At 56.1% G+C, this 15147-nt stretch carries 14 protein-coding genes and 1 tRNA gene; 8 read left to right on the forward strand and 7 right to left on the reverse strand.

Annotated elements, in window-relative coordinates:
- Positions 1–29 precede the first annotated feature (29 nt).
- Together ACR0KN_RS05230 and ACR0KN_RS05235 are read right to left on the reverse strand one after the other, a co-directional pair.
- Positions 30–3335 (reverse strand): adenylate/guanylate cyclase domain-containing protein, encoded by a 3306-nt coding sequence (locus ACR0KN_RS05230; RefSeq protein WP_480651920.1) that lies wholly within the window; start codon positions 3333–3335, stop codon positions 30–32.
- Positions 3336–3562: 227 nt separating this feature from the next.
- Positions 3563–3638, reverse strand: a tRNA-Trp gene (locus tag ACR0KN_RS05235).
- 132 nt (positions 3639–3770) lie between these two features.
- Here ACR0KN_RS05235 and ACR0KN_RS05240 point away from each other — a divergent pair.
- On the forward strand, positions 3771–4475 hold the full coding sequence (locus ACR0KN_RS05240; protein ID WP_480651922.1) for a lysophospholipid acyltransferase family protein: 705 nt from the start codon (positions 3771–3773) through the stop codon (positions 4473–4475).
- Positions 4476–4541: 66 nt separating this feature from the next.
- Here the strand turns inward: ACR0KN_RS05240 and ACR0KN_RS05245 are convergent, their stop codons facing one another.
- On the reverse strand, positions 4542–4748 hold the full coding sequence (locus tag ACR0KN_RS05245) for a hypothetical protein (protein ID WP_010443359.1): 207 nt from the start codon (positions 4746–4748) through the stop codon (positions 4542–4544).
- A 370-nt stretch (positions 4749–5118) separates the two neighbouring features.
- Between ACR0KN_RS05245 and ACR0KN_RS05250 the strand changes: the two genes are divergently transcribed.
- The gene (locus ACR0KN_RS05250; protein WP_480651924.1) at positions 5119–5460 is read left to right on the forward strand and encodes a RidA family protein; all 342 of its coding nucleotides are present in this window, start codon (positions 5119–5121) and stop codon (positions 5458–5460) included.
- A 149-nt stretch (positions 5461–5609) separates the two neighbouring features.
- Here the strand turns inward: ACR0KN_RS05250 and ACR0KN_RS05255 are convergent, their stop codons facing one another.
- From ACR0KN_RS05255 to parC, 4 genes are all read right to left on the reverse strand, one after another.
- Complete coding sequence (locus tag ACR0KN_RS05255; protein WP_480651926.1) at positions 5610–5957, reverse strand: hypothetical protein; 348 nt, start codon at positions 5955–5957, stop codon at positions 5610–5612.
- Positions 5958–6327: 370 nt separating this feature from the next.
- Positions 6328–7503: an elongation factor Tu gene (tuf, locus tag ACR0KN_RS05260; protein WP_010441214.1), complete on the reverse strand. Its 1176-nt coding sequence runs from the start codon at positions 7501–7503 to the stop codon at positions 6328–6330.
- Between the two features lie 114 nt (positions 7504–7617).
- A complete protein-coding gene (locus ACR0KN_RS05265) occupies positions 7618–8211 on the reverse strand; it encodes a hypothetical protein (RefSeq protein ID WP_170475890.1) in 594 nt (197 codons plus the stop codon).
- 98 nt (positions 8212–8309) lie between these two features.
- Complete coding sequence (parC, locus tag ACR0KN_RS05270; protein WP_480651929.1) at positions 8310–10658, reverse strand: DNA topoisomerase IV subunit A; 2349 nt, start codon at positions 10656–10658, stop codon at positions 8310–8312.
- A 201-nt stretch (positions 10659–10859) separates the two neighbouring features.
- Between parC and ACR0KN_RS05275 the strand changes: the two genes are divergently transcribed.
- The 6 genes from ACR0KN_RS05275 to ACR0KN_RS05300 all read left to right on the forward strand — a co-directional run bounded on the left by ACR0KN_RS05275 (position 10860) and on the right by ACR0KN_RS05300 (position 15104).
- Positions 10860–11477, forward strand: coding sequence for an SH3 domain-containing protein (locus ACR0KN_RS05275; protein ID WP_480651931.1), 618 nt, complete (start codon positions 10860–10862; stop codon positions 11475–11477).
- A gap of 70 nt (positions 11478–11547) precedes the next feature.
- Positions 11548–12375, forward strand: coding sequence for an SDR family NAD(P)-dependent oxidoreductase (locus ACR0KN_RS05280; RefSeq protein WP_170475885.1), 828 nt, complete (start codon positions 11548–11550; stop codon positions 12373–12375).
- An 80-nt stretch (positions 12376–12455) separates the two neighbouring features.
- The gene (locus tag ACR0KN_RS05285; RefSeq protein WP_010437734.1) at positions 12456–12656 is read left to right on the forward strand and encodes a twin transmembrane helix small protein; all 201 of its coding nucleotides are present in this window, start codon (positions 12456–12458) and stop codon (positions 12654–12656) included.
- 3 nt (positions 12657–12659) lie between these two features.
- A complete protein-coding gene (locus ACR0KN_RS05290; RefSeq protein WP_010437732.1) occupies positions 12660–13232 on the forward strand; it encodes a cob(I)yrinic acid a,c-diamide adenosyltransferase in 573 nt (190 codons plus the stop codon).
- A gap of 184 nt (positions 13233–13416) precedes the next feature.
- Positions 13417–14175 carry an electron transfer flavoprotein subunit beta/FixA family protein gene (locus ACR0KN_RS05295; protein ID WP_010437730.1) on the forward strand — a complete coding sequence of 253 codons (759 nt, stop codon included), beginning with the start codon at positions 13417–13419 and terminating at the stop codon, positions 14173–14175.
- Positions 14175–15104: an electron transfer flavoprotein subunit alpha/FixB family protein gene (locus tag ACR0KN_RS05300; RefSeq protein ID WP_170703669.1), complete on the forward strand. Its 930-nt coding sequence runs from the start codon at positions 14175–14177 to the stop codon at positions 15102–15104. The genes ACR0KN_RS05295 and ACR0KN_RS05300 overlap by 1 nt, the downstream gene beginning before the upstream one ends.
- Positions 15105–15147: the final 43 nt, after the last annotated feature.

A 15147-nucleotide genomic window follows, 5' to 3' on the forward strand; every position in this document is an offset into this window, starting at 1 on the left:
TCCAAGCTGGCAGCAATGGCCCCTGTCGGTCAAGTGGTCGTTTTCAATAACCCTCGTGCCTCTTCCAGATCCGCCAGATAAGCGTTCGATTCGAAATGAGACAAAGCGGTGTTAAGTGCATCGCCCGCAGGCTTTCCATGGTCGAGCCGCCAACGTGTCAGCGCAACCGCTGCACGCAGTTCGTACAAGTGTGCCCCTTGCCGTCGCGCCGTTTCGATCGACCGCAACAGCAAAGGCTCTGGGCCGCCCCCGGTGCCGGCAACAAAACTGGCTTCGATTCGCAGCTGTTCAGCTTCGGCCCATTTCTCTTCGGTTTCAGCCAGCATTTGCGCCGCGTGCGACAATGTCTGCTTAGCCGCTTTATGATCACCCGCGTTTATAAGAAGCTCGGCAATCAGAGAGGGGAAGAAACATTTGTAGTTCCCGGCCCCGACTGCCCACCAGTCCTCTGATGCTTGGCGCAGATCATCGATATGCGCAATATCCGAGGATTCGGTCGCGTTGGCCCAGCTTTTCCACAATCGCGCGATGGTGGCCATGAATGGCAGCGAATGCTCTTCAGCAACTTTGGACAACGCTTCGACATCCTGCTGCAAAGCGGGTATGTCGCGTGCGAGAAGATGAACCTTGCACATATAGACCAAAATCTGCGCTACACTGTGGGCGTGCTTTAATTCCTTCGCCCAGCCCAAAGCCGTGCGTTGAATCTGCAAGGCTTCTTGGTGCCGCCCCATGAGGCAATAACACGTACCCAGGAACGCCGAAGTAATGGCGGCATGATCAGTCCCATAGACATAAGCCAACTGACTGTGTTGATCAAAATCATATAGCGACCAGGCCTGTTCGAGATGGGTTTTTGCCTTAGGCAGATTACCTAAATGCAACTGCACAGCACCCATCGCGCGATGGCCCACCATTCGGTGTTCAGTCCTGCCGCTTTCCGCCGCCAGATCAAGAATTTGCGCCGATACATCTTGCGCCAACCGATATTCGGCCCGCACCAGATGGAAGGCATACAGCCCGTTGAGAACCGGAAACAGCCTTTCGGTCTCATCCGCTCGATGGCAGAGGTCTCGCAACCGCCCATACGCTTCGCCTGTGGCATCCCCTGAGATACCGCTGGTTGACCGCAGCACTCCGGCGCGCAGGATTTGAATATCAATCTCTTGCAGATCTCGATCTTTGCTTTTGGGAAGATCTGCCAGTTGATCCAGTGCTTTTGACAGATGCGTCAACGCTTCGGTTTGGGCCGAACGTTCAATCGCCCGCCGCCCGGCGCTTTGCCAATGCGTCACCGCCTCATCCGCACGGTGCGCTAACGTGTAGTGCTGCGCCAGTAGCTCGGGTTGAGTCTGGGCAAGCTGTGGCTTGTTTTCAAGCAGCGCACCTGCCGCCCGGTCGTGCAGCACCTGCCGTTCCGTGCGCAGCAAGCTGTCATAAGCCATGTCACGTATTAAGGCGTGGCGGAAGATGAACTCATCTTCTGCCTCATCCGGGGCCTGCAAAATGATACCGGCAGAGAAAAGCTGTTCCAGCCCAGCCTCCAAGACCGTCGGTGACAAAATTGAGACCGAGGCCAGCAACGCGATTGAAAACTGTCGACCAAAGACAGCACCAGTTTGTGCAACCTCTTTAGCGGTTCCCAGCCTGTCCAAGCGCTCCATTAAAGAATCCTTGAGCGTATTCGGCACCGAAAGCGCTGGCAACGGACCGCGCAAGGCATATCCCTGGTCGGTCAGTCTCAGTTGTCCGGATTCCAACAAGCCGCGCGTTACTTCCTGAACAAAAAGCGGAATGCCATCGGTTTTGGCCGCGATCAGATCGCAGACTTCGGCTGGAATAGAATTTCCTCCTGCCACCTCCGCCACGATCTCGGCAATGTCCCGGTTTTCCAGACGCTTCAGCGGCAAGTGCAACGTATTGTTATGATGCCCCCAACTTGGATCAAATCCGGGGCGAGCGGTAATAACAATCAAAACCGGCAAATCTCGAATGCGCTCGATCACCCGGTCGGTCAGCGACAATGTGGTCGGATCGACCCAATGGGCATCCTCAAACAACAGTAAGACAGGTTTCTCACGGGCCAACGCTGCTAGTTGCTCGGTCACCGCATCGAGCGTCTGTTCAAGTTTTGTCTGTGGCGGCAAATCAAGCGGACCTAGTGAAGCGTCCGCTTCGACACTCAACAAATCGGCGATCAGGCGCATATGCTCGCGCGGATGATGTCGCAGGAGGTACGAGAGTTTCCCGAGCTTCTCGTCGTCGCTGTCGGTTGGCGTGAACCCCGCCGCGCGCTCCAAATGCTGAATGATCGGATAAAGCGCCGAGTTGGCGTGAAATGGTGAGCACTGAAAGTTGAGCCGAAGTGCGCCTTGATCCTCCAGCTCTTGGCTTAACCCTTCGATCAAACGTGATTTGCCAATTCCGGCCTCACCAGAAACCAACACAGACTGACCGGCACCCTGACAGGCCTCTTGCCACTTTTCGATCAGTTTACGAAACTCGACCTGTCGCCCGACAAGTCTCCCGGCCCCGGCATCCGGCATAATGTCAAATCTACGCTCGATCCGAGCCTGACCTGTAACTGTCCAGGCCTGGACCTGCTCCGAAAATCCTTTCAGTGCGAATGAGCCCCGATCCTCCAACTCAAATGCATTGCCAATCAATCGTCGGGTCGAAGGGCTGATGATCAGGGTATTTGGCTCGGCCAACGCCTGCAATCGAGCGGCCAGATTGGGCGTGCGCCCCATAACCACGTCATGTTCTTTCAGCCCTTCGCCGTGTATCTCGCCCACAACTACAAGACCCGTCGACACCCCGATCCGCGCGCTCAGTTTTTCCTGACCTTCGATGCGGGCCAGCTCGCCCAGAATATCCAATCCGGCATGAACAGCCCGTGACGCTGCATCTTCAAGCGCATGAGGATAACCGAAATAGATCATCGCCCCATCGCCCATGAAGCTTGCAACATGGCCACCAAACCGAGCTACTGAGGTTGAACAGATTTCTTTGAACCGTCGCAGCAGCTCACCCAGATCTTCCGGGTCCAGACGTTCTGACAGGGCAGTCGATCCAACGAGGTCAACAAACATGACAGTCAGTTGCCGTCGCTCAGCCACAATCTTCCCATGGCCATGAATAGGTGCCGGATTCGCCTCGCGCGCCTGACCCAAAGCTGCCGTCAGTCGGCGCCTCGGACCCAACGGTAGCCCCATATCTATCAGGTCGTGTTCAGAGAGATGTACAAGATCAGCCAGAGAGACCTCGTTGGCAGCAAACACAGGGGCGTATTTGGTCAGCCCGAGCCCTTCAAGAAATACGTCGATCTCTGCCATTATCCCCATTTGCCCCAGATTGGCTCCGGGCTCCCCTACCCGGTCAGGCTTATTGCCAGCAGCACAAAAGTCGAGCGACCTTAGCACGTTAGGCGGACAACCCTGATGGCCTCTCCGCAAGCCTAGTTCAAGCTTTTTCTTTCTTGTCCTAAACGTCAAGAGAATTGAGACTGACGTACGCGCCAAATGCACGCGTCTGCCCCAGCGAAATCATCGATTTGAGAGAGTGGCAGGGGCAGCAGGGTTCGAACCCGCGACCTACGGTTTTGGAGACCGTCGCTCTACCAACTGAGCTATACCCCTAGGCTGGGCCATCAGATATGCCAGAGGCGCAGCGGACTCAAGAGGATTTTTGAGTTTTTGCCTCCGACAAAAAAGTTGCACCCCGCGCACAGTTCTTTAAGACAAGGTTCGGCTAGCAAAAGGAGCGCAGCCTTGAGCATCCGCAAGAAAATCGCCGACAGCGAAGCCGTTCTGAACTGGGTCGCGCGGCGAATTGCCAGCTATATCAGGATGGTCAATCGCAACACAAACTGGCGGCGCATAGGATACGAAGAACTAGATCAACTGGCCGAACAGGGCGAACCCGTCATCGTGGTTCTCTGGCACCAGCGTCTGGCTCAGTCGCCTTACTTCTTTCCCTTGGACAAGGGCCGCATCTGCTCGATCACCTCTGCTGCCCGCGCAGGCAGTATGGTGGGCCGTGTGCAGAAATTGTTTGGTATGGACACGATCGCGATGTCCAGCCGCAAACGCCACGTCGCCTTGTCCCGCGAGGTGCTCGGAAAAATGAAACAGGGCATCTCAATCGGAATCGCCGCCGATGGCCCCCGAGGTCCTGAACGGGTGTCTTCAACCGTACCGCTGGTGTGGGCGCGCACGTCGGGCAAACGTGTCTTTGGGATCACCTATTCCGCCAGGCACGGGCGCGAAGCAGGAACCTGGGATCATCTTCTGATGCCCCGCCCCTGGCGCAACGAAGGCGTGTTCCTGTGCCGCGAGTGGACCGACCCAGTTCCGCGAAAGGCAACCGAAGAACAAATAGAAACACTGCGGTTAAGTCTCGAGCAGCATATGAACGACATCACTGCCGAGGCCGACCGCATGATGGGGCGGAAGCCTTGGACTAAAGGTGCTTGATAGCTCTCCAACGCAAAAATGCCCGACTGGATCCGCCCGCACCCGATTATTCCTAATACATGCGGATCATGATTTGTATCTGGCACTGACCCGTTGTGCGCTTTCTGATACGTCAGCAAGCTTGATGTCGAACCGTTTTCGCTCACGACAAAAATCACTGACATTGCAATCAACTTCGTGATCATTTCCGCCTAGAACCGCGTCTCGCATATCCTCCAGATCCTTGCTGTGAAGGATTTGAGTTCCATAGTTGATGAATTCAAAACTAAACATGATTTCCCCCTGATCTCAGCGGTTCGCCGCTTCCGCGTTCCACGTCACTCGCTGCATTTCACAGGTGGGTTTTTAGTCTTTGATTGGGGTGAACGTCTGATTAAGAAAAGCCCCATTCGTGTTTCTTTTAATCTCGGCATTGTGGGCCTAAAATTATTTGATGAAGAATCTCCTCATCATCCCCGATGTATTCGAGGAGTTTGGTGTATCTTCAATGATCCAGAGTCCTTCTTCAGAACATATGTTCACGCCAAACTCGATCACCCCTAATTCAATTTCGCTGAAACCCACTCAATAGAATTCTGTTTGCCAAGCAAGGCATCTTGTGACCAAGAACAACCATACCAAATCTAATACAACGAGAATGCCCATGATTGAACGCATTGATACCGGCGAACGGTCCTCGAAAATCGTGAAGCACAACGGCGTGGCCTATCTGACTGGACAAGTCGCCGAGGGTGAGACGATTCAGGAGCAGGTTCAGATTTGCCTCAACAAAATAGATGCCCTGCTCGTACGGGCGGGATCGTCACGAGAAAAAATGCTGCGCGTCACGATATGGCTGGCTGATATGAAGGATTTCGCTGGTTTGAACGAGGTTTGGAACGCTTGGGTTCCAACAGGCCACGCCCCTGCACGCGCTTGTGGTGAAGCCAAACTGGCCCGCCCAGAACTGAAAGTAGAATTCATCGTGGACGCTGCCTGCGACTAAGTTCGCTGCAATCAAAAGGGGCCGCCCTTGTTCTTGGGTGGCCTTCTAAGTTTCGACGATGTGCCGGACTTGAGCCCGACCTACACCCATGACCCGATGATTTCCAAAACAGCGTCGGTGCCGAGAATGCGGTCACCTTTTTTCTTTAGTCAGGAATTTGGTCGCGGCTTTGGAATTGGTGTGGAGAGATTTACGTGCGAGAGCGCTTTCGCATCAGAGACAACGCCTTTGGCCGAATAATACCGAATGAGATCGCCGTAGCTTTCGAATTCTGAACCGCTGGATTGAAAGACGTGATCCGCCAGATGCATCCTCCCCCGCACACGCAAGCGTCTGGGACGATGGTGGTGCAGCAACCGAGTACCCTCATCAGGTAGATCCGGGGTGTCGTTCCAGATTCGACTAACTGAATTCAACGCGTCCTGACCATAACGGGCAATTGCTACTGGCAATGAAATCTGATCGAGCCAGGGTCTGCGTCCCCTCAATCCTGTCATCTTATCAATCTGTTGTGCAGTATCCAACCAAAAGTCACCGAATGAACCAGTTGGAAACAGTACCATCCCGGCATTGAAGAATGGATGTGAAACCTGTCCTAGTAGCAACTGAACCTTTGCTTCAGGTTTGGGCAGTCAAAATAACGCATAGACCTGACGCCAAACACGCGGGCGGTTTGTCCAAGCATTTCGCGTTTCCGGCTGCAACTCATCAATTCGATCAGACCGGCAATGTGCGTGCAGCGAATGATAGTCTTCGCAGAAAAGCTTGAGGGAATTGACTAACAAATGAGCCTGGACCTCAAGAGGTCCAGGCTCGACATTAAAGAAAACCGCAATTTTTTTGTGGTTTTCTCAGGCATTAACAGCCTTACTCGATGATTTTCGACACGACGCCGGCGCCGACGGTGCGGCCGCCTTCACGGATGGCGAAACGCAGGCCGTCTTCCATCGCGATCGGGGCGATCAGCTCGACGGTGAAACCGACGTTGTCGCCAGGCATAACCATCTCGGTGCCAGCCGCCAGGGTCACGGTGCCGGTCACGTCAGTGGTCCGGAAGTAGAACTGCGGGCGGTAGTTCGCGAAGAACGGGGTGTGACGACCGCCTTCTTCCTTGGTCAGGATGTAGGCTTCGGCTTCGAACTTGGTGTGCGGTGTAACCGAACCCGGCTTACACAGAACCTGGCCACGCTCAACGCCGTCACGGTCGATACCGCGCAGCAGAGCGCCGATGTTGTCGCCCGCTTCACCGCGATCCAGCAGCTTGCGGAACATTTCAACACCAGTACAGGTGGTTTTCTGAGTGTCACGGATGCCGACGATTTCGATCTCGTCGCCAACGTTGATCACGCCACGCTCAACACGACCGGTCACAACAGTACCACGGCCCGAGATCGAGAACACGTCTTCGACCGGCATCAGGAACGGCTTGTCAACTTCACGCTCAGGGGTGTCGATGTAGTCATCAACAGCCGCCATCAGTTCTTTGATCTTCTCTTCGCCGATTTCCGGGTTGTTGCCTTCCATTGCGGCCAGAGCCGAACCTGCGATGATCGGAATATCGTCGCCGGGGTATTCATAGCTGGACAGCAGTTCGCGAACTTCCATCTCAACCAGTTCCAGCAGCTCTTCGTCGTCAACCTGGTCAACTTTGTTCATGAACACGACCATCTTCGGGATGCCAACCTGGCGGCCCAGCAGGATGTGCTCGCGGGTCTGCGGCATCGGGCCGTCAGCTGCGTTCACAACCAGGATCGCGCCGTCCATCTGCGCCGCACCGGTGATCATGTTCTTGACGTAGTCGGCGTGGCCGGGGCAGTCGACGTGCGCGTAGTGGCGGTTGTCGGTTTCGTATTCCACGTGCGCGGTCGAGATGGTGATGCCACGTGCTTTTTCTTCCGGCGCGCCGTCAATCTGGTCATACGCTTTGAAGTCACCGAAATACTTGGTGATTGCTGCGGTCAGCGTGGTCTTGCCGTGGTCAACGTGGCCAATCGTACCAATGTTGACGTGCGGCTTATTACGCTCAAACTTTTCCTTTGCCATTCCTCAGGCGCCCTTTTGCAATTTTGGGGGACCCGTGGTCCCGCGGTTACATCTGCGCGCGCGAGATATTTGGTTCAGGGGGGAAAATCAAGCACATCCTGATGGAAAAGCCGCTCAGGACGCCGGATTTTGCGTCACAACCTCGGTCTCCAGCGGCTGGATAAGGTCGGGGCGGCGATCAAACCAGCCATTGTCTTTATGTTCTTCGGCCAGCCACTCTTCGACCCGGTCGGCAACCTTCAGGGAAAGCCCGCTCATTTGCTCTTCTTTTGTGCGTTCGTGACCGGACCCTTTGAGGGCACTACCTCCGGTCGTGTCTTCCAAAACCTGAAACTGCTTGCCTTTGGCCAGAAACTCTTTGTTTTTTACGTCATACACATTCACCAGAACGATAGCCGTGCTCTTGGGGTTGTAGATCACCGGGATACCGGGCGGGGCAAGCATGTAGCCTTCAAGGCTGATGCCAATGTCGTATTCCTGAGCGCCTTCGTAGCGGCCCAATCGAATATCTACTGCATTCTGAATTGCAGCAGTCCATTCATCGGGTGTTGCATCCCGCGAAACCGGCCCCTGCACCGCTTTGTCGGCAAAGGCATAGTTAACGCGCATTTTGAATTCACCCAGCGACTCGGGCTCCTCGTAAACTTGTGTCTGGGTGCAGGCGCCCATCAGGGCCAACCCGGTGATCAGTGTCAGGATGCGCAGCATGTCTCTCGTCTCGATAGGCCTGTTTTTATTGGATGTAGCGCACCGATACCGCTTGTGCCAAGCGGTATCGGCAGAAATTCACCAAACTGTTAGTCTGGTCACGAGAATTTATAGTCGCGCGGGAAGCCGTAGGGCGCTTTTTTCCCAACGCCTGCGCGCTTAGCCAGCCATTGGGACATATCCGCCTCATGCCGGGTCTTGTCGCCACCCATGGACCATTTTAAGCCGTTGTCCCAGTTGAAAGTCGTCACGTCGGACAAGCCGCCGTCCAGTTCCAGGGTCCCCTGTCGCCCACGGGCCATATTGTACTTTTGCAGGCGCACACCTTTGCCCCGGGTCATCTCGGGCAGTTCTTCCGTCGGGAACACCAGGAACTTGCCGTTCTGAGACACCACGGCGACGTGATCGCCAGCGACCGGCTTACAGATCATGGCGGTTTCGTCGCCTTTGACGTTTAGCACCTGTTTGCCGTTACGTGTCTGCGCCAGCACATCATCTTCGGGCACCATAAAGCCGTTACCCGCATCCGAGGCCACCAGCAGTTTGCGCCCCGGCTTGTGGATCAGGATGTCGATGATTTGCGCCTCGTTAGGCAGGTCGACCATCAATCGCAGGGGTTCGCCCATGCCCCGCCCGCCGGGCAGGTTGGCAGCGCTGACAGTGTAGAAACGGCCGTTAGAGGCAAAGACCAACAACCGGTCCGTCGTTTCCGCGTGGAAGATGAACCGCGGGCCGTCACCGTCCTTGAATTTCAATTCGCGCTTCAGATCGATGTGACCGGTCATGGCGCGTATCCAGCCCATCTGCGAACAGACGACCGTGATCGGTTCCTTGTCGATCATCGCCTCAAGCGGCACCTCTTCAACCTGCCCGGCCTCAGCAAATTGCGTTCGACGCGCACCGCCTTCATAGTCTTTGCCAAAGGTCTTCTTGGTCTCTTTGAGCTGCTCGGCGATCTTGGCCCATTGCAAGGCGGGATCGGCAAGCAAGTCTTCGAGGCTGGCGCGTTCCAACATCAGCTCATCGCGTTCGCGGACCAACTCCATCTCTTCCAAACGGCGCAAGCTGCGCAAGCGCATGTTGAGGATTGCGTCGACCTGAACTTCGGACAACTCGCCCTCGCCCGGTTTGGGCGAGACATAATCGGTCTCATCAGTCGCGCGAACATGATCAATGCCCCAATCTTCGCGCATCAGCGCGGCCTTGGGGTCGTCGTCGTAACGAATGATGTCGATCACGCGGTCTAGGTTCAGGAAGGCGACAATAAAGCCTTCCAACACTTCCAAACGGTGGTCGATCTTGCCCAGACGGTGACGTGACCGGCGCAGCAGCACCTCTTGCCGGTGATCGAGGAATGCGCGCAGCACTTCCTTCATCGAGCAGACCTTAGGCGTAACGCCGTCGATCAGCACGTTCATGTTCAGGCTGAACCGCACCTCTAGATCCGAGTTGCGATAGAGCATGCCCATCAGCACCTCGGGGTCCACATTCTTGGAACGTGGTTCGATGATCAGACGGATGTCATCGGCGGATTCGTCACGAACATCGGCGAGGATCGGGATTTTCTTGGTCTGGATCAGCTCGGCGATCTTTTCGATCAGTTTGGACTTCTGAACCTGATACGGGATCTCGGTGACAACGATCTGCCACTGACCGCGGCCCAGATCTTCGACTTCGAACTTACAACGAAGACGGAAGGACCCGCGCCCGGTGCGATAGGCCTGCGCGATGTTCTCGGGAGGCTCGACGATGACACCACCAGTCGGGAAATCCGGACCGGGGACGTAATTCAACAACGTGTCGTCGCGCGCATCCGGTGTTTTGATCAGATGCAGACAGGCGTCGCACAACTCCGAGATATTATGCGGCGGGATATTCGTCGCCATCCCAACCGCGATACCGCTTGCGCCATTGGCCAGCAAGTTCGGGAACTGCGCGGGCAACACGACCGGCTCGGTCAGCGTGCCATCATAGTTGTCGCGGAAATCAACAGCGTCCTCGTTCAGACCCTCAAGTAATGCCTCCGCGACTATGGTCATCCGCGCCTCGGTGTATCGCGAGGCCGCCGGATTATCGCCGTCGATATTGCCGAAATTCCCCTGCCCGTCGACCAGCGGATAACGGACGTTGAAATCCTGCGCCAAACGCGCCATCGCGTCGTAAATCGCAGCATCCCCGTGTGGGTGATAGTTACCCATCACGTCGCCCGAGATTTTCGCAGACTTACGGAAACCACCCGTCGCGCTGAGTCTCAGCTCGCGCATCGCGTAGAGGATTCGCCGGTGAACCGGCTTCAGACCATCGCGCGCATCCGGCAAAGCGCGGTGCATGATAGTGGACAGCGCATAGGTCAGATAGCGCTCACCAATTGCGCGGCGCAGCGGCTCGGCTACCTCGCCCCCGTTGTCAGGGGCCTCCATATTGGGGTCGTCAATCGTATCGTTCATACATGATGTGATACGACGCAAGCGCGCGCGGGTAAAGCAATCGGCGCATATTTTGCTGGGGACAAGTCGCGCTTTTTGCAACAGGGGGAGACAAGTCCCGGATTTCCCCCATCTTTCGACTCAAACCCGGTTCTATGGTATGCTTTCGAATATTAAGATTGCTGCCTTCATATTGATGTTACGATTGCCAGGGGGTGCGCTATGACGCGCGTTATTGTTATCACTTTCGCCATGCTCGGTTGGAGCTTCTACGTCATGAGTGGAGGCCCTGATTTCGAGCCGCGCGGGACACGGGCCGAACAACCTGTGCCTATTGCCTCGGCCCCTGAGCCCAAACCCACTTCTGCGCCAACGCCGCCTGCGGAAGAACTTGTGACCAATGTCGCAACCCGCCCTGTTGCCGCGCGAGCCGAACCTGAACCCTTGGCCGAGGAGGGTACAGCTGTTGTTCTTTCACAAGTCGCGGCCAATACATTGCCTCGGTTTTCCGCATTTGACGGAGATGGTGCCAGCTTCACGCTCGCTTCGCTTGAGGACGGTGCCGCCGGGCTGGTGCAGGTTGAAACCGAGGTTCAGGACGATATCACGCCTACCTCTCAGATTATCGAACCCGAAAAGGACATTCGGGAGATATCAGGCACACGCGTAAACATGCGCGACGGGCCTGGTACGATCTACCCCATCATAGCAAAGGCAAATATTGGCCAACGGGTTGAAGTGCTAAGCGATTCAGGCACGGGATGGCTGCGGCTGAGACTGCTTCCCGGGCAAAGTGTGGGTTGGATTTCTGCATCACTGGTTCGGAAGCCAACAAACTGACGCAACTGTGTCATTGTCCTGACCTGAAGCTCGCAATACCAAGGGGGCGAGGTTCAGTTTCGGAAGTGACATGCAAAAGACCATTCTTATTACTGGGTGCTCTTCGGGCATCGGACTGGATGCGGCGCACGGCATGCGCGCACGTGGCTGGCGTGTCTTTGCATCCTGTCGGCAGCAGCGCGACTGTGATCGGTTGCGGGCGCAAGGTTTCGACAGCCCGCTGATCGACTATACCGACACCGACAGCATAACATCCGGTCTGAACCAGGTGCTTGAAACAACCGGTGGCACCCTGGATGCACTGTTCAATAATGGCGCGCACGGCCTTCCCGGAGCAGTCGAAGATGTCCCGATCGAAGGTATGCGCCTGATTTTCGAGACCAACGTATTCGGCTGGCACGAGTTGACCCGACAGGTGATTCCGGTGATGCGGGCACAGGGCCATGGACGGATCGTGCAGAATTCATCGGTACTGGGGTTGGTCGCGTTTCCATGGCGTGGCGCATATGTTGCCACCAAATATGCCATAGAAGGCCTGACCGACACTTTACGGCTGGAGCTTCGGGATACTGATATCAAGGTCATCCTGATCGAACCGGGTCCGGTGACCTCGAAAATCCGAGTGAACTCAATCCCGGTGTTCGAACGCTTCATAGATTGGAAAAACTCCGCCCTGCGCCAGAAGTACGAGGATTCGTTGCTGAAACGCCTCTACGAATCATCTGGAAACGACAGGTTCGAACTGCCTGCTTCTGCCGTTACGGCCAAACTGGCTCATGCAGTCGAATCCAAACGCCCACGCGCACGCTACTATGTGACGACGCCGACTTACATCGCTGGATATTTGCGCCGCATCCTGCCGACCCGAACCATCGACCGCATTCTCTCGGACATCTGAGGCGAAATTACCCGTTCGCTTTTGCCTCTATCAACGCTAGGTGAGGGTTCATCGCGAGAACAAACAAGGATGGTGATCTTATGGACCTGTTGATGGTCGTATTACTTCTGGCCATGGCGGCGGTGGTCGCCGTGCTGGTGATGGGAATTGCCAACTTTGGAAAACCCGGCAAAGACGCAGCCATGAAAAGCAACAAGATGATGCGCCTGCGCATCCTGTTTCAGTTCATTGCAGTGGTGCTAATCGTGCTCTACGTCTACCTGCGCGGACAGGGAGTTTAAGGCATGGTTGTTCTCAACAAGATTTACACACGCACAGGCGATGACGGCAAAACCGCCTTGGGCAATGGTGAGCGCGTCGCGAAATACTCCGGGCGTGTCGCGGCCTATGGCACAGTGGACGAATTGAATTCCTTTGTCGGCGTCGCCCGAACCGAAGCTGAAGGAGAGGTCGAAGCCGCCCTGTCCCGCATCCAGAACGACCTGTTTGATCTGGGGGCTGATTTCTGCCGCCCCGATATGGACAAGGATGCCGAAGCCGACTACCCGCCTCTCCGCATCGTCCCCGCCCAGATTGATCGGCTGGAGGCAGAGATCGACGCGATGAACGAAACGCTCGAGCCGCTGCGCAGCTTCATCCTGCCGGGCGGTTCACGTCTAGCGGCGCATCTGCATGTCTGTCGGACGGTCTCGCGTCGGGCAGAGCGTCTGGCGGTTGAGCTGACAAATATGGAACCGGTCAATGAAACGGCGGTGAAATATCTCAACCGTCTTAGCGACTGGTTCTTTGTCGCCGCGCGCTGCGCCAATAATGGCGGACGCAATGATGTGCTCTGGGTTCCGGGTGCGAACCGCTGATCGCGAGCGTCATGGAGAAATAAAAATTCGTTTCTTGTCGAAAAAATGACAAAACGCGACGTCTCGAAAGCATGACGTGACGATTTTGCTCTGTTGCAGCGCATCACGACCCGCTATCTAAACCGCGAGAGCATTGGTGGAGTCGCTGCGCGGCTTGCCGTTTTTGTAAGGAGCATACGCAAAAATGAAGGTACTTGTGCCTGTCAAGCGCGTGATCGACTACAACGTGAAAGTTCGTGTTAAGGCGGACGGGAGCGGAGTTGATCTCGCCAATGTAAAAATGTCGATGAACCCCTTCGACGAAATCGCAGTGGAAGAGGCAATTCGCCTAAAAGAAGCGGGCAAGGCTGACGAAGTTGTTGCCGTTTCAATCGGTGTGAAACAGTCGCAGGAAACTCTGCGGACCGCCTTGGCCATGGGTGCAGACCGTGCGATCCTGGTTGTTGCAGCTGATGACGTACACACCGACATCGAGCCTCTGGCCGTGGCGAAAATACTCGCCAAAGTGGTCGAGGAAGAGCAGCCGGGCATCGTTCTGGCGGGCAAGCAGGCGATCGACAACGACATGAACGCCACCGGCCAAATGCTGTCGGCCCTGCTGGGCTGGTCGCAAGGCACTTTCGCATCCGAGCTGGATATCGAAGGCGACAGCGCCAAGATCACCCGCGAAGTGGATGGTGGTCTGCAGACTATCAGCGTCAAGATGCCAACCATCGTCACCGTTGACCTGCGTCTGAACGAGCCGCGCTATGCGTCGCTGCCGAACATCATGAAGGCGAAGAAAAAGCCGCTGGATGAGAAAACCGCCGCCGACTACGGCGTCGATGTCACTCCGCGTCTTGAAATCGTCAAAACCGACGAGCCGCCGGCGCGCGCCGCTGGTATCGTCGTGGGCTCGGTCGACGAACTGGTTGAGAAACTCAAAGAAGCGGGGGCTGTGTAATGGCTGTACTTCTGCTTGCCGAAGTCAACAACGGCGAACTGAGCTTTGACGCGACCGCCAAAACCGTCGCAGCCACCAAGTCGCTGGGCGAAATCACCGTTCTGGCCGCAGGTGGCTCGGCCGCTGCCGCTGGTGAGGCTGCTGCCAAGATCGATGGTGTGTCCAAGGTTCTGGTCGCCGAGAATGCCTCGCTGGGCCACCGCCTCGCGGAATCAACCGCAGCGCTGATCGTGTCGCTGGCTGATGGCTATGAGCACATCGTTGCACCTGCCACCACCGATGCCAAAAACGTCATGCCGCGCGTTGCTGCGCTGCTGGACGTGATGGTGATCTCGGATGCCTCTGGTGTGGTTGACGGTTCGACTTTCGAGCGCCCGATCTACGCAGGCAACGCGATCCAGACCGTGAAATCGAACGACGCCAAGAAAGTTGTCACCATCCGTACCGCGTCTTTCGACGCGGCTGGCGAAGGTGGATCTGCGGCAGTTGAGACCATCTCGGTTGGTGATAACCCCGGCCTGTCCGAATGGGTTGAGGATAAGGTTGCTGAAAGCGACCGTCCGGAACTGACCTCGGCAGGCGTCGTAGTTTCGGGCGGCCGTGGTGTTGGCTCGGAAGAAGATTTCAAGCTGATCGAGGCGCTAGCGGACAAGCTGGGCGCTGCTGTTGGCGCGTCGCGCGCAGCAGTCGACTCGGGCTATGCGCCGAACGACTGGCAGGTGGGTCAAACCGGTAAGGTTGTTGCTCCCGATCTTTACGTCGCCGTCGGTATTTCTGGTGCGATTCAGCACCTGGCTGGCATGAAGGACTCCAAGGTCATTGTTGCGATCAACAAGGACGAAGAGGCGCCAATCTTCCAGGTCGCCGATTTCGGACTGGTTGCCGACCTGTTCCAGGCCGTGCCAGAGCTGACCGAGAAACTCGGCTGATACCAGGCGAGGATTTTCTTCAAAATTTATATGAGGCCCGCCA

This window comes from Ruegeria sp. AP7, assembly GCF_056539905.1.